The 22,585-nt window shown below is 39.9% G+C and carries 16 protein-coding genes, 1 tRNA gene and 1 pseudogene; 16 read left to right on the top strand and 2 right to left on the bottom strand.

Going from position 1 to position 22,585, the window contains the following annotated elements; all coding sequences use genetic code 11:
• The first annotated feature begins 80 nt into the window (after positions 1-80).
• From QFZ31_RS11500 to QFZ31_RS11440, 14 genes and pseudogenes are all read left to right on the top strand, one after another.
• On the top strand, positions 81-959 hold the full coding sequence (locus QFZ31_RS11500) for a sugar phosphate isomerase/epimerase family protein (protein WP_307303091.1): 879 nt from the start codon (positions 81-83) through the stop codon (positions 957-959).
• A 14-nt stretch (positions 960-973) separates the two neighbouring features.
• Positions 974-2,071 (top strand): Gfo/Idh/MocA family protein, encoded by a 1,098-nt coding sequence (locus QFZ31_RS11495; protein WP_307303090.1) that lies wholly within the window; start codon positions 974-976, stop codon positions 2,069-2,071.
• A gap of 61 nt (positions 2,072-2,132) precedes the next feature.
• Positions 2,133-3,473, top strand: a complete 1,341-nt coding sequence (locus QFZ31_RS11490; protein WP_307311531.1) for a glycoside hydrolase family 30 protein — start codon at positions 2,133-2,135, stop codon at positions 3,471-3,473.
• A gap of 26 nt (positions 3,474-3,499) precedes the next feature.
• Positions 3,500-5,785, top strand: a complete 2,286-nt coding sequence (locus tag QFZ31_RS11485) for a glycoside hydrolase family 3 C-terminal domain-containing protein (RefSeq protein ID WP_307303089.1) — start codon at positions 3,500-3,502, stop codon at positions 5,783-5,785.
• A gap of 221 nt (positions 5,786-6,006) precedes the next feature.
• Positions 6,007-7,125, top strand: coding sequence for an alpha/beta hydrolase (locus QFZ31_RS11480; protein WP_307303088.1), 1,119 nt, complete (start codon positions 6,007-6,009; stop codon positions 7,123-7,125).
• A gap of 59 nt (positions 7,126-7,184) precedes the next feature.
• On the top strand, positions 7,185-7,328 hold the full coding sequence (locus tag QFZ31_RS11475; RefSeq protein WP_307303087.1) for a DUF5605 domain-containing protein: 144 nt from the start codon (positions 7,185-7,187) through the stop codon (positions 7,326-7,328).
• A 42-nt stretch (positions 7,329-7,370) separates the two neighbouring features.
• On the top strand, positions 7,371-9,896 hold the full coding sequence (locus QFZ31_RS11470; RefSeq protein WP_307303086.1) for a glycoside hydrolase family 3 N-terminal domain-containing protein: 2,526 nt from the start codon (positions 7,371-7,373) through the stop codon (positions 9,894-9,896).
• A 26-nt stretch (positions 9,897-9,922) separates the two neighbouring features.
• Positions 9,923-12,198 (top strand): annotated as a pseudogene (locus QFZ31_RS11465) (glycoside hydrolase family 3 N-terminal domain-containing protein).
• Positions 12,199-12,312: 114 nt separating this feature from the next.
• Positions 12,313-12,426, top strand: coding sequence for a substrate-binding domain-containing protein (locus tag QFZ31_RS11460; RefSeq protein WP_373459915.1), 114 nt, complete (start codon positions 12,313-12,315; stop codon positions 12,424-12,426).
• A gap of 414 nt (positions 12,427-12,840) precedes the next feature.
• A complete protein-coding gene (locus QFZ31_RS11455; protein ID WP_307303085.1) occupies positions 12,841-12,966 on the top strand; it encodes a hypothetical protein in 126 nt (41 codons plus the stop codon).
• A 33-nt stretch (positions 12,967-12,999) separates the two neighbouring features.
• Positions 13,000-13,248, top strand: coding sequence for a YesL family protein (locus QFZ31_RS33825; RefSeq protein WP_373459843.1), 249 nt, complete (start codon positions 13,000-13,002; stop codon positions 13,246-13,248).
• 41 nt (positions 13,249-13,289) lie between these two features.
• The gene (locus QFZ31_RS11450; RefSeq protein WP_307303084.1) at positions 13,290-15,038 is read left to right on the top strand and encodes a DUF5605 domain-containing protein; all 1,749 of its coding nucleotides are present in this window, start codon (positions 13,290-13,292) and stop codon (positions 15,036-15,038) included.
• Between the two features lie 22 nt (positions 15,039-15,060).
• Positions 15,061-16,386, top strand: coding sequence for a prolyl oligopeptidase family serine peptidase (locus QFZ31_RS11445; RefSeq protein WP_307303083.1), 1,326 nt, complete (start codon positions 15,061-15,063; stop codon positions 16,384-16,386).
• 97 nt (positions 16,387-16,483) lie between these two features.
• Positions 16,484-17,053, top strand: coding sequence for a hypothetical protein (locus tag QFZ31_RS11440; protein ID WP_307303082.1), 570 nt, complete (start codon positions 16,484-16,486; stop codon positions 17,051-17,053).
• Positions 17,054-17,069: 16 nt separating this feature from the next.
• On the opposite strand, the gene QFZ31_RS11435 is transcribed toward QFZ31_RS11440, so the two are convergent.
• Positions 17,070-17,143 (bottom strand) — tRNA-Arg (locus QFZ31_RS11435).
• Between the two features lie 68 nt (positions 17,144-17,211).
• Positions 17,212-17,919 carry a TIGR02206 family membrane protein gene (locus QFZ31_RS11430; protein WP_307303081.1) on the bottom strand — a complete coding sequence of 236 codons (708 nt, stop codon included), beginning with the start codon at positions 17,917-17,919 and terminating at the stop codon, positions 17,212-17,214.
• A gap of 163 nt (positions 17,920-18,082) precedes the next feature.
• On the opposite strand from QFZ31_RS11430, the gene mutS reads away from it, so the two are divergent.
• Both mutS and mutL read left to right on the top strand, forming a co-directional pair.
• Positions 18,083-20,677 (top strand): DNA mismatch repair protein MutS, encoded by a 2,595-nt coding sequence (mutS, locus tag QFZ31_RS11425; protein WP_307311528.1) that lies wholly within the window; start codon positions 18,083-18,085, stop codon positions 20,675-20,677.
• Between the two features lie 12 nt (positions 20,678-20,689).
• Positions 20,690-22,576: a DNA mismatch repair endonuclease MutL gene (gene mutL, locus QFZ31_RS11420; RefSeq protein ID WP_307303080.1), complete on the top strand. Its 1,887-nt coding sequence runs from the start codon at positions 20,690-20,692 to the stop codon at positions 22,574-22,576.
• Positions 22,577-22,585 lie beyond the last annotated feature (9 nt).

Raw genomic sequence — 22,585 nt, 5'->3', positions numbered from 1 at the left:
CCATCTCTGTACGAAGGTTTATTTAGAATTATTAAGAATAAATCTTCGGACAGAAATTTAATAAAAAAGGGGAAGTAAACATGACAATGTCCATTGGACTAAATTTGTTCTCAGTATTCCGGGAATTAAACGAGGATTATTTTGGTACTCTCGAAAAGGTCGCTGAAATGGGTTATCAAAATATTGAGTTGATTTCAAGCAATTTTTCAACAGGAGAACGTTTTACAGACACATTCTCTCTACCAGTTATCAAGAGGAATTTAGATGAGCTAGGTTTGAAGGCGTTTGCTGCACATGAAGGGGTTGCACCAGGTAAAGCGATTATCGATGGCAGCTGGGATCAAATTATTGAAGAAAATGCTGCACTTGGGTGTAAATCCATTGTTTTTCCAATGGCCTTTATCACAGGCCGTGAGGATACCTTACAAACAGCGGAACATCTTAATGTAATCGGTAAAAAGTGTAAACAAGCGGGTCTTGATTTTTATTATCATAACCATGCACATGAGTTTAAGAGAGTAGGAGAAACTTCATTTTTTGATCTGTTAGTAGAACATACAGATCCGGAGTTTGTGAAATTTGAGCTGGACCTTGTATGGGTGATGAGAGGCGGATACAATCCTATTTCTTTGCTAGAAAAACTTGGAAATCGCTGTGACATGATCCATCAAAAGGATTTAGGGACACACGTTGACCCAATTAATATTTTCACAGCATTAAGTGAAGAGAATAATGAAGACACTATGAAACTATATAGAGAATTTGTAAAACCAACTGATTTTGTCAATCTCGGTACAGGGATTATGAACTTTGAAGAAACCTATCAAAAGCTAAACGAGATGGGAATCGTCCGTTATGCAATTGTAGAAAACGAAGGGCAGCAGGGAAATAAATTTACTAGTATTGCCGGTGACCTGAAAGTAATGGAGAAATATTTACAAGGACTTATAAAAAATTAGGAGTGGTATTTCGTATGGCAGCAAAGTTAAAAGTTGGAATTATTGGTTGTGGAGGAATTGCCAATCAAAAGCATATACCATCATTGGCAAAGCTTAGTCATTTGGCAGAAATGGTTGCATTTTGTGATGTAGTGGAGGAAAGAGCTATTATGGCTGCGGACCAATTTGGCACAAATGAGGCAAAAGTGTATATCGATTATAAGGAATTATTACAGGATGAGTCCATTGACGTTGTTCATGTTCTAACTCCTAATCTGCAGCATTCCTTTATAACAGTGGATGCATTAGAAGCAGGCAAACATGTAATGTGTGAAAAGCCAATGGCGATTAATTCCAAGGAAGCACAGGAGATGATTGATGCAGCAAAACGCACAGGCAAGAAGTTGACAATAGGCTATCAAAACCGTTTCCGTGATGATTCTGAAGTATTGTATAAAGCTTCAAGAGCGGGGGAATTCGGTGATGTTTATCTTGCAAAGGCGCATGCTATTCGAAGACGTGCTGTTCCAACATGGGGGGTATTCCTTGATGTTGAACAACAGGGTGGCGGTCCTTTAATTGACATTGGCACACATGCATTAGATTTAACGCTATGGTGTATGGATAATTACAAACCACAATCGGTAACCGGTTCTGTCTTTTATAAGCTTGCAGATAAATATGAAGGGAACATGTTCGGTCCATGGAACCCAGAAACGTTTGAAGTAGAAGATTCTGCTTTTGGATTTATTAAAATGCAAAATGGGGCCACGATCATTCTTGAATGTTCTTGGGCCTTAAATACAACGGATGTCCGTGAAGCAATGACAACTTTGTGTGGTACAGAAGGCGGTGCAGAAATGAAGGCAATGCCTGGTTCACCTACAAGTGAGTTAGTTTTCAACAGTACAAAATACGGAAAGTTGGTTGAAACGAAACCTGCAACTGGGGGTGGAATTGCTTACTTTGATGCAGGTGCAGAAGAACCTGGTGTAAAAGAAGCAAGACAATGGCTGGAATGCATTATCAATGACACAGAACCACTTGTAAAACCAGAGCAAGCGTTAGTCGTTACACAAATATTAGAAGCCATATATGAATCAGCAAAAACAGGGAAAACAATTGAGTTTTAAACCTTGTCATTTATCAATTGATAAATGACGTGAGAAACGAGCAATGAAAGGAATGGAACTTATGGCCGAGAAAGATGTGTTATGGATCCAATCAACACGAGATAACTATTGGCAGACAAATGGACCGGTTAAAAGTACAGACAAACAAAGCAATTTGATTATAAAAAATAATAAAGGCCGATTAGTTGAAGGTTTCGGCAGCTGTTTTAATGAACTCGGTATGTTTGCGATTGATCATTTATCTGAAGAAGATCGTAAAACGGTGCTGGATTCTTTATTTGCAACAGATGGTGACTGCCAATTTACTCTCTGCCGTTTGCCAATAGGAGCTAGTGATTATGCCCTTCAATGGTACAGTCATAATGAAACCGATGAAGACTATGAAATGGAACACTTTTCTATTGAAAGGGACCATAAATACCTGATCCCCTACATTAGGGAGGCTCTTAAAAGAAATCCTGATATGAAGTTTTTCGCTTCACCTTGGAGTCCGCCTGCCTGGCTGAAGTTTCCGAAGGCATATAATTATGGAACTCTTCGATGGGAGAAGAAGGTCCTTGCGGCTTATGCGCTTTATCTTGTTAAGTTTATACAGGATTATGAAAAAGAAGGAATCAAAATTAACCAAATCCATGTTCAAAACGAAGTGAATGCAGACCAAAAATTTCCTTCTTGTAAGTGGACTGGGGAACAATTACAAGAATTTATCCGGGACTATCTTGGACCAGCCTTTGAAAAACACAATGTAGAAACAGAAATCTGGCTGGGCACAATTAATGCTCCAGAACCATGGCAGGAGCTGATGACAGACACCACATCTGATTATGATGTGTATGCCGGCCTTGTACTCAGTGACCCTGAAGCCTATAAGTATATCAGTGGTGTTGGTTATCAATGGGCAGGAAAACATGCCATCCAGCGAACAGCTGAGAGCTACCCCGAGTTACGCTATTTGCAAACTGAAAATGAATGTGGAAATGGCAAGAACACTTGGGAATATGCTCAATACGTCAACAACCTGTTCAGACATTATTTTGTCAATGGAGCCAATGGGTATGTTTATTGGAATGCTGTATTAGAGCCCAAAGGACGAAGTACTTGGGGCTGGGAACAGAATTCGATGATAACGGTGGATCCTGAAACAAAAAGCTTTACATACAATCCTGAATTCTATGTGGTAAAACACCATTCTCATTTTGTTAAGAATGGAGCAGTTCGACTAGAAACAAAAGGACATTTAACTGCACATGTACTTGCTTTCCAAAATCCTGATGCATCCACTGTAATAATTGTAAATAATCCATTAAAAAGACAACGGGAATTAGTATTTGAATTTCAAGGGAAAGCCTATCAATTTGATTTGAAACCTGAATCGTTTAATACGATTGTGTTAAAAAACTAAACATTTTTATAGTTGGAGGGTTCATAATGAAACGAGATATCAAACAAATTATTTCCCAAATGACATTAGAGGAAAAAGCAAGCCTATGTTCTGGATTGGATTTCTGGCATTTAAAAGGGATTGAACGATTGGGGATTCCATCCATTATGGTCACAGACGGTCCACATGGTCTTCGTAAACAGGCGCAGGGGGCAGACCATTTGGGGATTTATAACAGTGTACCGTCCACTTGCTTTCCATCCGCTGCTGGAATGGCTAGCTCCTGGAATCGCGATCTGATTCAAAAAGTGGGGGTTGCACTTGGGGAAGAATGCCAGGCAGAAGATGTAGCGGTGTTGCTTGGACCTGGGGTGAATATTAAACGATCGCCTCTTTGTGGAAGAAACTTTGAGTATTTTTCCGAAGATCCTTATTTGGCATCTGAAATGGCAGCCAACCATGTCAAAGGTGTTCAAAGTCAGGGAGTCGGTACGTCTCTAAAACATTTTGCTGCCAATAACCAGGAGCACCGCAGAATGTCAACAGATGCTGTGGTGGATGAAAGAACATTGCGCGAAATTTATTTGGCGAGCTTTGAAGGTGTAGTCAAACAATCCCAGCCATGGACGGTTATGTGCGCCTACAACAAAGTGAATGGGGAATACGCTTCTGAAAATGAATATTTGTTAAATGATATTTTAAAAGATGAGTGGGGATTTGAAGGATTTGTTGTTTCCGATTGGGGTGCAGTGAATGAACGTGCAGACGGACTCTCAGCCGGGTTGGAACTTGAAATGCCATCAAGTAACGGCAGCGGCGACCAAAAAATTGTCAACGCTGTAAGAAACGGTAAACTATCTGAAGAAAAATTGGATAAAGCTTTAGAAAGATTGTTACGAGTTATTTTTATGAGCGTTGATCATAAAACAGAAAATGCTGTTTATAACAAAGATGAACATCACCAGCTGGCCAGAGAGATGGCTAGAGAAAGTATGGTGTTATTAAAAAATGAAGACAATGTTCTTCCGTTGAAAAAGCAAGGTACGATCGCAGTAATTGGTGAATTTGCAAAGAAACCAAGATATCAAGGCGGCGGAAGTTCTCATGTCAAACCGACTAAGTTGGAAAACATTGTCGAAGAAATTGAAAAATCAGCAGGCAAGCAATCGAATGTTTTATATGCTCAAGGTTACAGACTTGATTCAGACGAGATTGATGGTACGCTTATTGCAGAAGCAAAAGAAGTGGCGGCGCAAGCTGATACGGTTGTTCTTTTTGTCGGACTTCCAGACCGTTACGAATCCGAAGGCTACGACCGTGAACATTTGCGTATGCCGGCAAACCACCGTCAGTTAGTGGAGGCAGCAGCGGAAGTGAACCGCAACATCGTTGTCGTGTTAAGCAACGGCTCTCCAATTGAAATGCCATGGCTGGGTAATGTAAAAGGGGTGCTTGAAGCTTATTTAGGCGGGCAGGCACTTGGCGGTGCTATCGCTGATTTATTATTTGGTGATGCAAATCCAAGTGGAAAATTGGCGGAAACATTCCCTAGACAATTAAGCGATAACCCTTCATTCCTAAACTTCCCTGGAGAAGGAGACAAAGTGGAATATAAGGAAGGTATTTTTGTCGGTTATCGTTACTACGATACAAAAAAAGTTGAACCGCTGTTCCCATTCGGATATGGGCTAAGCTATACAACCTTTGAATATAGCAATCTTTCCATCAGCCAAAAAGAGATTCAAGATACTGATACGGTGAAAGTCAGTGTAAATGTTAAAAACACAGGTGATCGAGCTGGAAAAGAAATCGTTCAGCTTTATGTAAAAGATGTGGAGAGCACAGTGAACAGACCTGAAAAAGAGCTGAAAGGCTTTGAAAAAATGGACTTGCAGCCAGGTGAGGAAAAAACAGTTACATTTACTTTAAATAAGCGTGCATTTGCTTATTACAATGTTGATTTGAAAGACTGGCATGTGGAAACAGGTGAGTTTGAAATTCTGGTAGGAAAATCATCTCAAGAGATTGCCCTTAAAGACAGCATTATGGTGCAATCAATGGTTTACATTAAAAAGCCTGTTCACCGAAATACACTTTTGGGTGATTTGCTTGCTGACCCCGTTTTAGCTCCTTTGGCGAAGGAACTCTTGGCTAAACACAATCCATTCCCGGATTTAGGTGCTAACGAAGGGGATGCAGCTGAAATGATGGAGGCGATGATGCGATATATGCCGCTTCGGGCTATGCTGAATTTCAGCATGGGTGCCTTTACAGAAGAAATGCTGACAGATATGATTCAAATATTAAATGAATATAATTGTCAAGCAGTATAACAAGGTGCTGACTCAAAAGGGTGAATAACGACTCTTTTGAGTCAGATTTTTTTTGGTTAACACTTTTGCATTTTTTTAAAAGACGGAATAGTTAAAATAAAAAGTCGTTTTTTTAGTAAGTCCCATTTTTATCTGCCTATTATACTTAAAAAATAGAAGTCTAAATAAATAGAATTTGATAGCGCTTTCAAATTCTAAGGAGCTTAAAGGAGGTATTTACTATGCGAAAGTACGATTCTAGTGCAATTGACAAGTTGCAAAAGGACACATCGATTATTGAAAACAACGGAGTCAAAATTATTCTAAAGCCAAGTCCAGGTGAAGACAGACCAGGATATTTAGACCTGATGGAATTAAGTCTTATGGAAGAAAATCATTGGGCTGGAAATTTGGGCGGTGAGGAGCCGGCTGCTCCACCGCCATTGGAAATATTACTACCAATCATAAGGGATGCTATGGGGTTCCCAAATTATAATCTGAATACAGTAGAAATTCATACAAAATATGAAGAGATTACTAGCAGTGGAAATACGGTTGGGCTGTGGCGCTACTATCCAAGAAAGTCTCAACAAAATACGAAACGGCCGGCTCTAGTATTCTTTCATGGCGGCGGCTGGATTGGAGGCAGCGTCTATACAGTAGAAAATTTCTGTAAATTAATCGCTGAGCTTGCGGACGCAGTAGTTTTCAATGTCGACTATTCCTTGGCACCAGAAAAGCCTTATCCCAATGGCTTAAATGATAACTTTTATGCCGTAAAGCATGTTTACGATCATGCAGAAGCGTATGGTATTGATCCTGAAAAAATATGTGTTGGAGGAGACAGTGCCGGCGGAAACTATGCCGCAGCAGTCAGTCTAAAAGCCAGAGATGAAGGAACACCCAAAATTGCAATGCAGGTGTTGATTTATCCTTGTGTCATCATGTCTGATGCACACTTGGATGGATATGAGTGGAGTGAGATTTTCTTTGAAATTTCTGAGGAACAAAATGATATCATTAAAAATTTCCTTACACTTGGAAGACCAGCTAAAGATGAAGAAGAAAATCCGTTTGCCGGCGCCTATGTGTCAAAAAAGGAGGATAAATTACATCCGTATGTTAGTCCTGCTCTGGCATTATCCCATGGTGGGCTTCCTAAGACTGTTTTAGCAGGGGCTGAGTATGATGGGTTACGTGTTCAGACAGAATGTTATGCAAAGCAGCTAATGGAAGCTGGAGTAGAAACAACTTGTTTTCGTTATAAGGGTATGACCCATGCATTTATCGATAAATTAGGACATGTTGCCCAAGCCGAAGATCTATGTATCGAAATCGCCAATGCAATGAAGACATTATAGAAGAGAAACTGTGAACCCTTTATATATGCCATGGGATGCACCTGCAGCAGGAATACCGGATGAAACAGGGGAAAAAGTTTGAAATGGAGATAATCTCCATCTGGAATATGACCATAGAAAAATTTGATGGAATCTATGAAGGCACCTTCCGCATTGAGCTTCCGTGCAGACAATACATGGCAGTCAGGATGACAAGGGTTTAATCGAGAACGGAAATTACAAGAACCTGAAGGGAGAAACGGAGCATGCTTGGAATTTGGAACACGATAGTAGAAACTCCACTAGCTAAAATGAAGGTTGTTTTTAACATTGAAAAAAATGAGACATATAGTTTACTAGTTAAAACTGAACCTATTCCTATGAATATTATTTTCGATGCAGTAACAGTAGAAGGAAATCGGCTGCAGGCATCAGGGCGATTTACCTTATTATCAGAAAATAAAGCAGAGATTAACCTTATGTTTGCGGAAGAAAGGTTTACAGGTTCTTTAACTCTTCATCCTTTTGGCGAGCTTAAAATTGAGGGGCAAAGAGGCGAGGGTGTTTCTTTATCCGATGCACTGTTAAAAGAAGTAGAAAAATACCGAAAACAGGATCCGATTAAAGAAAGAACAGAGGAAGAAATCCGGGACGAAGTAGAAAGGCTTCTTGGAAAAATGACCATCCAGGATAAAGTTGGGCAGATGAGCCAATGTCAGGCTTCGAATTTTTCGTTTGGCGGGGATGTTGAATCAGATCTGCCTGAGAAATTAGTTGCCGAGGGAAAGGCAGGTTCTATATTAGGTGCTTTTGATATTAATAGAGTTTTTGAATTGCAAAAAGTTGCCGTTGAACAATCACCACTGGAAATTCCGCTTTTATTCAACGCAGATATTATCCATGGACATCAAACGATTTTCCCTGTGCCACTGGCCTGGTCTTCGAGCTGGGATATAGAGGCCATTAAACGTGCTTGTGCTGTTTCTGCGAAAGAGGCAGCTGTATCAGGTATTACATACAATCATGGTCCAATGGTGGATATTACACGAGATGCACGATGGGGCAGGGCAGTGGAAGGTGCGGGCGAAGATCCGTACTTAGGATCCTTAATTGCAAGGGCACAGGTGGAAGGGTTTCAAGGCGACAGCCTTTTTCACGAGGAAACAATCATCGCCTGTTTAAAGCACTTCATTGCCTATGGTGCAGCAGAAGGCGGGCGGGACTATAATACCGTTGATATTTCTGAGGGGACATTAAGAAATGTTTATCTGCCGCCTTTTAAAGCGGGACTTGAGGCTGGTGCCGGTTCTGTTATGAATGCATTCAACATTTATCAAGGAGTTCCGTTAGCGGGAAATAGAACATTATTAAAAGATTTGTTGCGTGAAGAACTTGGCTTTGATGGCATGATCATTTCCGATTATGGTTCCATCGAGGAAATTGTGATTCATGGAGCAGCACGGGACAATAAAGAAGCAGCAAAAATGGCCGTTGATGCCACAATGGATATTGAAATGGTTACCACTGCTTATTTAAAACATTTACCTGGCTTGGTTGAAGAAGGAACCGTAAAGGAAGATCAATTGGATGAGGCTGTAAGAAGGATTCTCACCTATAAGTTTAAGATTGGCATTATGGATGATCCTTTTCGCTATGTGAGACCAGAGTTGGAGAGTGAGTATCATTTCTCTGCTGAGCATTTACAGGAAAGCAGGGAACTGGCAAAAAAGTCAATTGTCCTACTTAAAAATAATGGTGTCCTCCCTTTGCAAAAGGACCATGGGAAAATTGCTGTTATCGGTCCGTTCGCCAACAGCAAGGATCTTTTGGGCCCATGGCAATTTTCAAAATATGGCGATAAAACGGTAACTTTAATGGAGGGTTTATCGGAAAAATCCTTAAAGAAAGAGAATCTATTATTTACTGAGGGCTGTATGGCAGATTGTGAGATCGAGGGTGGACTCGAGGAAGCCCTTCGTCAAGCCAAAGCAGCAGATACAATTATTCTTGCTCTTGGAGAATCTAGCAGTATGTCCGGGGAGGCTGCTTCAAGAATGGAAATTGAACTTCCTGAAGTCCAAAAAAGACTGGCTGAAGAAGTTAGTAAATTGGGTAAGCCTACTGTGCTTGTACTGACTAATGGACGTCCGCTGGTTCTGGAATGGTTTGAGAGTCATATGAATGCCATCGTTGAAACATGGTTTTTAGGCTCTGAGGCAGGACATGCCATCGCCGATGTATTGTTTGGGGAGTATAATCCGGCAGGAAAATTGACCATGAGCTTCCCATACAAAACAGGTCAAGTTCCAGTTTACTATAATCATTTCAATACCGGCAGGCCATTAACAGTAAAAAATCAACAGGAAAAATTCATCTCCAAATATTTAGACGGACCAAACCATCCTCTTTATCCATTTGGGTATGGTTTAAGCTATACCACTTTTACTTATTCTGAAATTGAATTGAATCAGAGCACCATGAGAAAAGATGATGCCATTCAAGCAAGTGTTACTGTAACTAATATTGGAAGTATGTCTGGTGAGGAAGTTGTACAGCTTTATTTACAGGACCTTTATGGAAGTGTTGTACGACCGGTTAAAGAATTAAAAGGCTTTAAAAAGATATATTTGAAACCTGGCGAATCAGAGAAAATTACGTTTTCCATTACCGAAGAGGATTTGATGTATTACACCACAGGGACGAGCTATAAAGCTGAAGAAGGGGAGTTTAAAGTATATATAGGTACTAATTCGAAAGAAGTGAAGGAGGCGGCTTTCGAATTCATTGGTTAAGTGTAAAAGTAAAGGGAGGTTTAATAATGGAAGATAGTAAAACAACCATCACAACTGAAGGGCAGATTAAATATGTAACTAACAACGGGGGGCCTGTGTTAGGATATTCTGAAACATCAGGTGTGACCATTATCGAAAAAGATGGCTTCTACTTTAAAGATCTTAACAAAGATGGAAAAATAGATAAGTATGAAGACTGGAGGTTCTCTCCGGAGGAAAGAGCAAAAGACCTGGCTTCGAAAATGACAATCGAGCAAATAGCAGGACTCATGTTATACAGCAGACATCAAGCAGTTCCTGCAGGAAGTAAAGGCTGGTTTCCCGGTAAATATAATGGTAAGTCCTACGAAGAGAGCGGTGCAAATCCCTGGGATTTAACGGATGAACAAATTGATTTTCTTTCAAACGATGATTTAAGGCATATTCTCATTACGACTGTTGAAAGTCCAGAAACGGCGGCACGCTGGAATAACAATATTCAAGCTTGTGCAGAAGGTATGGGGCTTGGGATCCCTGCAAACAACAGCTCGGATCCGCGTCATGGTTCGGATTCAAGTACAGAGTTTAATGCTGGAGCTGGCGGTACAATTTCCATGTGGCCTGAACCGCTTGGACTTGCGGCTACATTTGATCCGAATATTACAGCTGAATTTGCGGAAATTGCCTCAAAGGAATACCGGGCATTAGGGATAACTACTGCACTTTCGCCGCAAATCGATATAGCAACAGATCCACGCTGGTTCCGATTCAATGGATCTTTCGGTGAGGATTCACAGCTGTCTGCTGATATGGCCCAAGCTTATGTCGAAGGTTTTCAGAATTCTGCAGATGAAAAAGAAATTGCAGGGGGCTGGGGCTATGATAGCGTAAATGCAATGGTAAAACATTGGCCGGGAGGCGGCTCCGGTAAGCTGGAAGGGATGCGCATTATGGATATGGAAAATTTGCCGTTTATCCAGGCGGAAACTTTGAAGAGCATTTACTACCCTTTACAAAAGGCGCCTTTAACTTATCTGGTAAAACGGAAATGGCTTCTGCAGTGATGCCCTATTATACGATATCGGTTGATCAAGATCAGGTAAATGGAGAAAATGTCGGAAATTCTTACAATAAATATATTATTCATGATTTGCTTCGGAATAAATATGGTTATGACGGTGTTGTATGTACAGATTGGGGTATAACGGCCGATGAACCGGTAAATATTGATACATTTGTCGGAGGAAAGCCTTGGGGTGTAGAAAAACTGACTGTTCCAGAACGGCATTATAAACTAATTATGGCTGGGGTTGACCAATTCGGCGGAAATAATGAAGCCGGACCAATCCTTGAAGCATACCAAATGGGTGTTGCTGAGCACGGTGAAGCATTCATGAGGAAGCGCTTTGAAGAATCTGCGGTTCGATTATTAAAAAATATCTTTCGCCTCGGCCTTTTTGAAAATCCTTATCTAAATGCAACGGAAAGTGTTCAAGAAGTTGGCAAGCCAGAGTATATGCAGGCAGGCTATGAAGCGCAGTTGAAGTCGATCGTCATGTTGAAAAACAAGAATGACGTCCTGCCGCTAAGAAAGGAAAGCGTCGTATACATCCCTAAAAGATATACGCCGGCAGGTAAAGATTGGTTTGGATTTCCAACACCTGAGAAATTTGAATATCCAGTCAATATCGATATAGCTAAGAAATATTTTCAGATAACCGAAAATCCTGAAGACGCGGATTTTGGTCTGGTCTTTATTTCATCTCCGAATTCAGGGACAGGTTATAGTCATGATGATATAAAGGATGGAGGAAATGGATATGTACCAATCAGCCTCCAGTATAAAACATATACCGCGATTGACGCACGTGATGAAAGTCTTGCCGGTGACGCACGCCCGGGAGATGTGTTAAATCGTACCTATAAAGGAAAAACGGTTACCCCGAATAATACAACGGATCTAGATTCTGTATTAGAGACTGTTGACATATTGAAAGGGAAACCAGTTATTGTTTCACTTCTGCTATCAAACCCAACGGTTGTGGAAGAATTCGAAGAGAGTGTCGATGCCATTATTGCGAATTTTGGCGTACAGGATCAAGCTGTATTTGACATCCTGACAGGGAAAGTTGAACCTGCAGGTCTTCTGCCAATGCAAATGCCTGCGAGCATGAAAACAGTTGAAGAGCAATTCGAAGATGTTGCGCACGACATGGAATGTCATAGAGATTCTGAAGGAAGTGTTTATGACTTTGCTTTTGGCTTAAATTGGGCTGGGATAATTCAGGATGAAAGAACCAAAAAATATAAAAAGGAAAAATAGAAGAACAATAATGAGAGCCAGGCGGCAGCTGCCTGGCTTTACCATTTTTTAGGCTTTTATTTTTCTTTTCGTTTGTGAGGAAACTACACATGATTTCCTTTCAATAAGTTCTGTATCGACAAACAGTGTAGAGTGCCGGATGACATTTCAGTTATTGGATTTGATAACATCTTTGAATCACAAGTAATAACTTCTGAATTAACGACAGTCAATGTTAAAAAAAGATAGGACTGCCCTGCTTGCAGTTGAAAACTAATTAAACAGATTGAAATAATGATACTGATAACATTAAGGCATATAATCTGCTTCACAGAATAAGGCTGAAGGCAATTGATTCAATCGGTTTTTTGATCTTCTTTTTAAAAGCATCCTAGGGTGAAATCACTGTCGGGGATAGTGAGAAGTAATTGGTCTTCTAACGTTTCAAAACAAGTATCTAGAACAACGATATTGGGTTGTACACTTGCTACTAGATTAATTTGCTCTGGTGTTAAGTTTATTGAAAATAGAAAAGTCGGATAAACAAAAATAAGAAGTCGTATTTTGGATAGTTACATTATTACTAGTTTTATAAAATAATGATATAAGTTGAAAGTAAAAAATGTAAGCGGAAACAAAATATTGTTATAAGGGGTAAAAGGGATGTCAGGAGTGACAGTAAAGAAAGTAGAGGCAGGGGTACAAGCAGTTCCTGCGAGGAAAGTAAAAAGCAAGTTGATAAAATTTAAAATGTCTCTGCCATTATTGATCATGATGCTGCCGGATTAGTTGTTTATTGATTAATAACTATTTGCCAACGTTTTGTCTAATCATTGCATATGTGAATATTCTTTGGATCTCATTTACCTTGATTGTTTAATTGTTTTTGGTTTTTTTCCGGCGACGATTGCCAAGTTCACGGTGATACGTAAATGGGTATTGAAACAGCCGGATATCCAGTATTTAAAACTTTTTGATTTACTTATAAAAAAGAATTTGTCAAAGGTAATTAAAAAAAAGAGAACTGTAAGGATTGTTCTCTTTTTAATTAATGGTATAACTCTAGTCTAATAGAACCAAAAAACTCTTTAGTGAAAGGGGATAACAGTTATATGAGTTATTCACCAAAAATGAAAATGGGTAAGATTCTGGCAAATAAAAATGCAAAAGCAGTATTGCAAAAACATATGCCGCTATTATTGGAACCTACTGAATTTCCGATAATGTTTGTTAAATTAAGTACGTTGGAACAACTAATTTCACGCCTGCCTGAGTCCTTACGTACAAAGGAGACTGTAGAAAAACTGTATTCTGAGCTGGCTGCTGTAGAAGAGTTGGAAGAAGAAACTGGTTATATTGCACCGGCTTCTAATTATGAACCTGAATCAGTCTTTTTGGGATCGGCGAAAGTTTCCACTCTTAGAGAAGTGGAGAAATGGTCCGTATTTGAGGTGGAACTTCATGGCCCAGCACACGGCAACCCTTTTACAGACGTCACTTTGGAAGCGGAATTTATTTTTAATGGAGAGAAACGTCAAAAAACTCTTGGATTCTATGACGGAGATGGTATCTATCGAATTAGATTTATGCCAGATGCCGAGGGAATCTGGACATTTCAAACAACGAGCAACGCTAGATCTTTGGAGGGTATAGAAGGTAGGTTTACATGTGTCAGCCCTTCTAAAAATAACCATGGTCCTGTCCGAGTTAAAAATACATATCATTTTTCGTATGAGGATGGAACCCCATATTTTCCAGTAGGAACTACATGCTATGCATGGATTCATCAAGAGGAAGAATTAATCAAACAAACCTTGGAAACTTTGCAGGCATCTCCATTCAATAAGATACGAATGTGCGTGTTTCCTAAATCGTATCAATTCAACTCGAATGAGCCTTTATACTATCCATTTGAAGGTTCTCTTGATGAAGGTATGGACTTTACACGCTTTAATCCAAAGTTTTTTCAGCACTTAGAGCAAAGGATCGCAGATCTTGGCAATCTAGGAATTGAAGCCGATTTAATCCTTTACCACGCCTATGACAGATGGGGATTTGCAGAAATGAAAAAGGCGGAGGATGATCGATATTTAAGATACCTTACCGCCCGTCTTTCAGCCTATCGAAATTTATGGTGGTCGTTAGCCAATGAATATGACTTAATGTGGTGTAAGGAAATAGAGGATTGGGAGCGCTTTGCTCAGATTATCACGGAAAATGACCCTCACCAACACCTCACTTCCATTCATAACTGTTTTGGATTCTATGATTATTCACGGCCTTGGGTTACACATTGTAGTGTGCAACGCATTGATGTATATAAGACGGCAGAAAGTACAGTTGAGTGGCGGAAACAATGGAACAAACCTATCGTTATAGATGAATGTGCGTATGAGGGAGATATTGACCAAGGATGGGGAAATATCACCGGGGAAGAAATGGTACGCCGGTTTTGGGAAGGTGCAGTCAGAGGCGGTTATGTTGGACATGGTGAAACCTATCTTCATCCAAAAGATATTTTATGGTGGTCCAAAGGTGGACAGTTGTATGGGGACAGTCCAAAGCGAATCGGTTTCTTGAAGCGGATCATGGAAGAGGGGCCGCAAGAAGGATTGAATCCTTTAGAAACCGCCTGGGATGCGCCTTCCGCTGGGATTCCTGACCAATTTTATTTATATTATTACGGGTTTAATCGACCTAGTTTCAGAGAGTACCGGATGAAACCTGGCACTCAATATAAAGTAGAAGTCATCGATACTTGGGAAATGACAATTAATAAACTCGAAGATGTGTATGAAGGAAATTTTAGAATAGAACTCCCTGGTAAACAATTTATGGCAGTTAGGATGACTAAAATTTAATATAACAAAAGGAGAGGTAAAAATGAAACGTTCTTACAGGACTATTACTGAGGTTACTGACTTTGGGCCTTATATAACAAAAATCATTCTTCCGTTATCCAAATCTATCAAATCAGATGCATTATCAGAAGATACCTTCAACGTTTATGTCGAGAGACGAAGCAAAAAAACGGGCGAAGTGTTGCAACTCAGAAAAGATTGGAATTCGGTAGAACTATATCCGTCAAAGGGCTATTGTTGTGTTACAAATGCGTATATATCTGACAGTGAAGGGAACAAAAATGAAAAAGGCAGTCATGCAACGCTGGAACTTGAATGTGAGGCAATCCACCGTTTGAACTCGGAAACTGCTTTTGAGCAGGAACATAATGTTTATGTTTTCTGCGATTTTCGTATAACGCAGGTAAAAGAAATACAAACCTATAATGATACCATTTCAGGACTTGTCTTTGATCATTTCGGAGGCGGAAAAATGGAGCAAATTAAAGGCTGGGTAAACAGCGAGTCATCCTATGCTGAGATGCCTCTCTGTTTCGGCTATTATTCACCAAATATGAATAAAGAAAAACGCCCTTTGATCATTTGGCTGCATGGAGCAGGCGAAGGCGGATATGACACGTCGATCGCTTATACAGGAAATAATGTTGTAAACCTGTCAAGTGAAAAAGTACAAGAAATATTTGGGGGCGCTTATGTCCTTGCTCCCCAAGTACCTACAATGTGGATGGACGATGGCAGCGGTGAGTATACTAAAAGCGGTAATTCAATGTACGTGTTAGCACTTAAAGCGCTCATTGATGAGTTTATTCATTTACATCCGGATATAGATACAAATCGAATCTACATCGGTGGCTGTTCCAATGGAGGCTTCATGACGATGCGCATGATTATCGATTACCCCGGTTTCTTCGCAGCAGCATATCCTGTATGTGAAGCACTCTATGACAATGTAATTACGGATCAAAATATTGAAGATATTAAAAATACCCCTATCTGGTTCACTCATGCAAAAAATGATGAAATAGTGAAACCTGAGATTACAGTGATTCCAACATATGAGCGGCTCCTTAAAGCCGGTGCTCCTAATGTTCATTTTTCATATTTTGATAAGGTAGTAGATACCTCAGGAATTTTTAATGATAAAGAAGGCAACCCCTTTGAATTTTTTAGTCATGGTACCTGGATCTACATGCTCAAAGACGAATGCGAGCTGGACTATGATGGTTCTCCAGTAAAAGTAAACGGAAAAGATGTCACTCTCCTACAATGGCTGGCGTTGCAGTCAAAACAAATAACGGACCAAAATCGTAAATCATATGTAGAGTTTAACAATGGAGGGGTAAGATGATCATTAGTAATCCAAGAACAAACCATGTGGTAAAGCCGCTGGATTTGAATTTAATTGATTAAGTCATTCAGTGGGTGCCGAAGCAGGAGAAAATCCATTGATTTATCAGTCAGCGGATAGAGTGGAAATTGCAGCAGATTCTGGCTTTATAACCATTCATTTTGAGAGTGGTAAGAGTAAGGAAATTGATAGTTTAGCCTATCACTATGATATTATACTAAACCCGAGAACTCGTCAGTATTGGCGGGTAACTGTCTGGGACGACGCAGGTAATGGGGTAACAAGTGAACCAGCCTGGTTTGAAACGGCGAAAATGAATGAACCTTGGAAAGGTTTTTTTTTGGAATCTGCGGCAGGTACAATCGGAGATAAATATGCACTAACTCCTTCAGCAGTTTTTGCTCGAATAAATACTTCTAGTGCTTCGTCAATTGTATATAGGACATTACTAGTCTGTCGGTCCTGTGAAGAGACTTTAGGACCTCTTTCGCCGAAAAATTTACGTTTCATATGGTTTTTTACCCCTCCTATAGAAATTGCCGCAGTGTCCTACAGTTACCGAAAGTTGTCCTACAGTCATAAAAACCACGTCCTACAGCTATGCAAAAAAACGCTATGTTACGTTATTGTCCCGTATGATAGAACGGTAAACAATACGATAACATAGCGTTTTCGCTTTTTGACGTCCCGAAGAGGATTCGAACCTCCGACCTACAGTTTAGGAAACTGTTGCTCTATCCTGCTGAGCTATCGGGACACTTTTATTGGGAACGTTACTTATTATAAATAGTTAATCTAAAAAGGTCAATAAGTAAATACCCAGAACTAACCAATTCTTTTTTTACGGAAAATTAACCAAACAATCAGGCTAAGGGTAATTAATAAAAACTCCATTGATAAAATGTACCAAGGATATGGACCTAAAAGATCCAAAAGGCTCGGACTTTTTGGTTTATGGCTCAAAAACATATAATTTCCTTCAACTGCTTTATTGATTAGCATAATGATTGGCATTAATAAATTCAAAAAGACGAACAATTTTACAACCGACCAAATGGTTGGACGATAGCCAACAACCCATGTGAAATAAAAGACAACCCAAATGTCCATTAAATGGGTATAGAAAAAATGAAAAAAGCGAAAATGCGGGAAGTCGAAATTTAATAATGGTGTAAAGATAGCCTGAGATGCTCCCAATAAGGCTGTAAATAACAATATTTCATAAATGATCTTTTTTCTCGTTAACAATAACAGTACCGATAATACCAGGCTGATACTGCACAATTCTAATGGAATAGCATGACTGACATCCCACATGTCATTCACAGCCATCCAAAAATGATAAGTAAGCTCGATGACTAATAAAGATATTCCTACAACTACCTCTGCTTTTCTCCACTTTTCAACCTTAAGTGTATTCCTATTAATATAAATCAAAACTGAACCAAGAAAAAGAAGGGCTATGATCACAAAATGGCTGACAGAAAACATTTCAAAATCAAATTCCTTATAATTGCCTCCAAACCATCCCATCCAGGATCACCCTTTTCGGTTTTGTATAATGAATATATGCAGGTATTTTATATCCCCGACCAATAATGGTTAAAAGAAATTTCTACCTAATCTATGTTTACCTGATATATGTTATAATAGTTTGTCGAAGATACTCGAAATGATTAAACAAGTGGAGGTCATTATGGCTGGTTATACGCCGATGATACAGCAATACTTAACCGTGAAGGCAGATTATCAAGATGCCTTTTTATTTTTTCGCTTAGGCGATTTTTACGAAATGTTTTTTGACGATGCGATTAAAGCATCACAAGAATTAGAAATTACCTTAACGAGCCGTGAAGGCGGCAGTGAGGATCGAATCCCAATGTGCGGAGTACCGTATCATTCTGCTCCTAATTATATTGAACAGCTAATTTCAAAAGGCTATAAAGTGGCGATTTGCGAGCAAATGGAAGACGCCAAACAAACCAAAGGCATGGTAAGACGGGAAGTTGTCCAGCTCATCACACCAGGAACGGTAATGGAGGGCAAGTCATTAACTGATAAAGAAAATAACTACATTGCGTCTATTTCTTACTTTGATGATCAAACCTATGGTTTTGCCTATACTGATCTTTCAACAGGTGAGAGCAAAGTAACACAGCTATCAGCTAATTTTGATGAAGTTTTAAATGAGTTAGCTGTTTTAAGCACAAAAGAAGTCGTGGTAGCTAGCAGCTTTGACGCTGAATTACAAAAGAAAATGCGGGAACGTGATGTCCTCGCGATTTCCTTTGAAGATAATAGTTCAATAGAAATGCAGTTTTCCAATCTGTTGGATAATCTTAATCAAGATAAACTAAAACAAACGGCAGCAAGACTGTTTCACTATTTGTACCGCTCTCAAAAGCGAAGTCTTGACCACTTGCAGCCTGTGACTACTTATCAAATTCATCAATTTATGAAAATTGATTATTATTCAAAACGAAATCTTGAGTTGACCGAGACGATTCGCTCCAAAGGGAAGAAAGGCTCCTTACTGTGGCTGTTAGATGAAACCATGACAGCGATGGGCGGAAGGATGCTGAAAACGTGGATTGATCGTCCGTTACTGTCTCAGGAGGAAATCGAGCACCGTCAAACGATTGTAGAAGTATTAATGAACAAGTACTTTGAACGTCAAGAGCTACGTGAAAAATTAACGGAAGTATACGATTTGGAGCGACTTGCAGGACGTGTCGCTTTTGGGAATGTGAATGCCCGCGATCTCGTTCAATTGAAGCGCTCATTAATGCAGATTCCTTACCTAAAACAAATTCTTCACGGCATGGAACATGAAGTGGTAAAACAAATTGCCGATTCACTTGACCCTTGTGAAGAAGTGACAGATTTATTAGAGCAGGCGATTGTGGATAATCCTCCTCTATCACTTAAAGAAGGAAATATCATTCGCGACGGATACAATGACCAATTGGATCAATACCGTTATGCCAGTCGAAACGGGAAAACCTGGATTGCCCAGCTTGAACGTGAAGAGCGAGAAAAGACGGGGATCAAATCCCTTAAAGTAGGCTTTAACAGGGTATTTGGTTACTATATTGAAGTGACGCGTGCAAACCTTCATCTGTTAACAGAAGGTCAATATGAGCGCAAACAAACCTTAACAAATGCAGAGCGCTTTATCACACCAGATTTGAAAGAAAAAGAAGCATTGATACTGGAAGCGGAAGAAAAATGCGGTGAGCTGGAATATGAACTATTTACGGAAATCCGAGAGATTGTAAAAGAACATATTCCACGTCTGCAGGCTGCTGCAAAAGCAGTTAGTGAACTAGATGTGCTCCAATGCTTTGCCCAGGTAAGTGAAGAGCGTCGCTATGTAAAACCGACGTTTTCAACAGAGGGTAAAGTGGTTCTAAAGGAAGGCAGACATCCTGTGGTCGAAAAAGTGTTGAATGCACAGGAATATGTAGCTAACGACTGCTTTATGGACACAGACCGTGAGATACTTCTCATCACGGGTCCTAACATGAGTGGTAAAAGTACGTATATGCGTCAAGTTGCGTTAACCGCCATCTTAGCGCAAATTGGCTGTTATGTACCGGCAGATGAAGCGGTGCTGCCAATTTTCGACCAAGTATTTACGAGAATTGGAGCCGCAGATGATTTGATCTCTGGACAAAGTACGTTCATGGTCGAAATGCTTGAGGCCAGAAATGCTTTGGCCAATGCTACGCAAAACAGCTTAATTTTATTTGATGAAATTGGCCGTGGAACTTCTACCTACGATGGGATGGCACTAGCACAGGCTATCATTGAATACATCCATAAACATATTGGCGCGAAAACGCTATTCTCAACTCATTACCATGAACTAACCATTCTGGATAGCGAGTTAGAGAAATTAAAGAATATTCATGTTAGTGCAATTGAACATAATGGAAAGCTCGTTTTCCTTCATAAAATAAAAGAAGGACCGACAGATAAGAGTTATGGAATTCATGTAGCGCAGTTAGCTGAGCTTCCGAAGGAATTAATCAATCGTGCCAATGAACTTTTATCAGCACTCGAAAAAACTGATGTACAACCTGTCACTGTAAAAAGCACAGTAAAGGAAATCGAGGAGCAGCCAGCTCAGCTGTCATTCTTTGATGAACCGAAAGAGCCGAAAAAACAAGAGCTTTCTTCAAAAGAAAAGAAAGTTTTAGATAAAATGAAAGAAATTGATTTACTAGATATTACACCGCTTCAAGCGATTAATTTGTTGTACGAGCTTCAGAAAAAGCTTAAAAGCTAGGGGGTGACACGTATGGGTAAGATTATCCAGCTAGATGACGCACTATCCAATAAAATTGCAGCAGGAGAAGTAGTCGAGCGACCTGCATCTGTTGTGAAAGAATTAGTAGAGAATGCAATTGACGCTGGCAGTACGGTCATTGAAATTGAGGTAGAAGAGGCGGGGCTGGCGAAAATTCGCATAACCGATAATGGGTATGGAATTGAAGAGGAAGATGTCTTACTCGCCTTTCAACGTCATGCGACGAGTAAGATCAAGAATGAAAATGACTTATTCCGTATTCGCACCCTTGGGTTTCGTGGGGAAGCTCTGCCAAGTATCGCTTCTGTTTCACGTCTTGAGATGAAAACCTCAACCGGTGATGGTGCAGGAAATCGCGTGCTCATTGAAGGCGGCAATGTTGAAGTCTACGAGAAAGCTTCGAGCAGACGCGGAACAGATATTACGATTACCGATTTATTTTTTAACACACCTGCACGTTTAAAATATATGAAAACCATTCATACGGAGCTTGGGAATATTACCGATGTGGTGAATCGACTTGCACTGTCCCATCCGGAAGTCGCTTTCCGCTTAATTCATAACGAACGTAAGCTGCTGCAAACGAACGGAAATGGTGATGTCCGCCAGGTGCTTGCGTCCATTTATGGTATGGCGATTGCCAAACTGCTGGTACCGATATCAGGGGAATCACTTGATTACAAGATTAGTGGGTATGCTTCGATGCCTGAGGTAACCAGAGCATCAAGAAACTATATTTCTACGATGATTAATGGCCGTTTTATTAAAAATTATGCCTTAGCAAAAGCGATTCAGGAAGGGTACCATACGTTACTTCCTATCGGCAGATTTCCAATTGTTCTCCTCAATATTGAGATGGATCCATTGTTAGTCGATGTCAATGTGCATCCTTCTAAAATGGAGGTTCGTATCAGTAAAGAAGCAGAGCTAAATGAATTGGTCACAGGTATCATCAAAAATGCGTTTAAATCGAAGATATTGATTCCGTCAGCATATACGCAAGAGAAAAAAGAGATACCAAAGTCAGAACAGACTACGCTGGTTCTTGATGAACGAACCATTGACATACCGGTTAGAAGAGAGATGACATGGGAACGCCCAGTCTTTTCTGGTCCGACAATTCAAGAAGAAACGGAAACAACCAAGTTCAATTATGAACCGGTGCCGCCAAAAGTAGTAGTGGAAGACGAACATCAAAAGTGGGAATTTGAAGAATTTGATCCAGAACCAGAACAAGAACCAATCGAGACAGAGCAGGATACGACGGTTTCGTACGAGGATGAAAAAATAGAAAGCAGAATACCACGGTTATATCCAATTGGACAAATGCATGGTACCTATATCTTTGCTCAAAATGAAAATGGTTTATATATTATTGACCAGCATGCTGCACAGGAACGGCTGAAATATGAGTATTTCCGTGAGAAGGTGGGGCAGGTCCATGCTGAGCTTCAGGAATTACTTGTTCCAATTACGCTGGATTATTCAACAGATGAATATCTAAAAATAAATGAAAACCGCGTGGAATTAGAAAATGTCGGAGTGTTTCTTGAGGAATTCGGATTGAATAGTTACATTGTTCGCTCCCATCCACAATGGTTTCCAAAGGGAGAAGAAAAGCAAATCATTGAAGATATGATTGAACAGCTTCTTTCGATGAAAAAGGTCGATATCAAAAAGCTTCGTGAGGAAGCTGCGATTATGATGAGCTGTAAAGCTTCCATTAAAGCGAATCGTCATTTGCGCAATGATGAGATACAGGCGTTACTCGATGATTTAAGGAAAGCTTCGGATCCGTTTACTTGTCCGCATGGAAGACCTATTATTGTTCATTATTCTTCATACGAGATGGAGAAAATGTTTAAACGTGTAATGTAATCATAGCAA

It is taken from the genome of Neobacillus niacini (assembly GCF_030817595.1).
GTDB lineage: Bacteria > Bacillota > Bacilli > Bacillales > Cytobacillaceae > Neobacillus > Neobacillus niacini_G.
This window is presented reverse-complemented; position numbering and strand designations above follow the sequence as displayed.

Bases quoted from the DNA above. Each gene is read 5' to 3' on its own strand.
- QFZ31_RS11450 (WP_307303084.1), top strand. From the start codon at position 13,290: ATGAGTTATTCACCAAAAATGAAAATGGGTAAGATTCTGGCAAATAAA.
- QFZ31_RS11470 (WP_307303086.1), top strand. From the start codon at position 7,371: ATGCTTGGAATTTGGAACACGATAGTAGAAACTCCACTAGCTAAAATG.
- QFZ31_RS11445 (WP_307303083.1), top strand. From the start codon at position 15,061: ATGAAACGTTCTTACAGGACTATTACTGAGGTTACTGACTTTGGGCCT.
- QFZ31_RS11430 (WP_307303081.1), bottom strand. From the start codon at position 17,919: ATGGGATGGTTTGGAGGCAATTATAAGGAATTTGATTTTGAAATGTTT.
- QFZ31_RS11455 (WP_307303085.1), top strand. From the start codon at position 12,841: ATGTCAGGAGTGACAGTAAAGAAAGTAGAGGCAGGGGTACAAGCAGTT.
- QFZ31_RS11500 (WP_307303091.1), top strand. From the start codon at position 81: ATGACAATGTCCATTGGACTAAATTTGTTCTCAGTATTCCGGGAATTA.
- QFZ31_RS11485 (WP_307303089.1), top strand. From the start codon at position 3,500: ATGAAACGAGATATCAAACAAATTATTTCCCAAATGACATTAGAGGAA.
- QFZ31_RS11495 (WP_307303090.1), top strand. From the start codon at position 974: ATGGCAGCAAAGTTAAAAGTTGGAATTATTGGTTGTGGAGGAATTGCC.
- QFZ31_RS11480 (WP_307303088.1), top strand. From the start codon at position 6,007: ATGCGAAAGTACGATTCTAGTGCAATTGACAAGTTGCAAAAGGACACA.
- QFZ31_RS11490 (WP_307311531.1), top strand. From the start codon at position 2,133: ATGGCCGAGAAAGATGTGTTATGGATCCAATCAACACGAGATAACTAT.
- mutL (WP_307303080.1), top strand. From the start codon at position 20,690: ATGGGTAAGATTATCCAGCTAGATGACGCACTATCCAATAAAATTGCA.
- mutS (WP_307311528.1), top strand. From the start codon at position 18,083: ATGGCTGGTTATACGCCGATGATACAGCAATACTTAACCGTGAAGGCA.
- QFZ31_RS11475 (WP_307303087.1), top strand. From the start codon at position 7,185: ATGAAACAGGGGAAAAAGTTTGAAATGGAGATAATCTCCATCTGGAAT.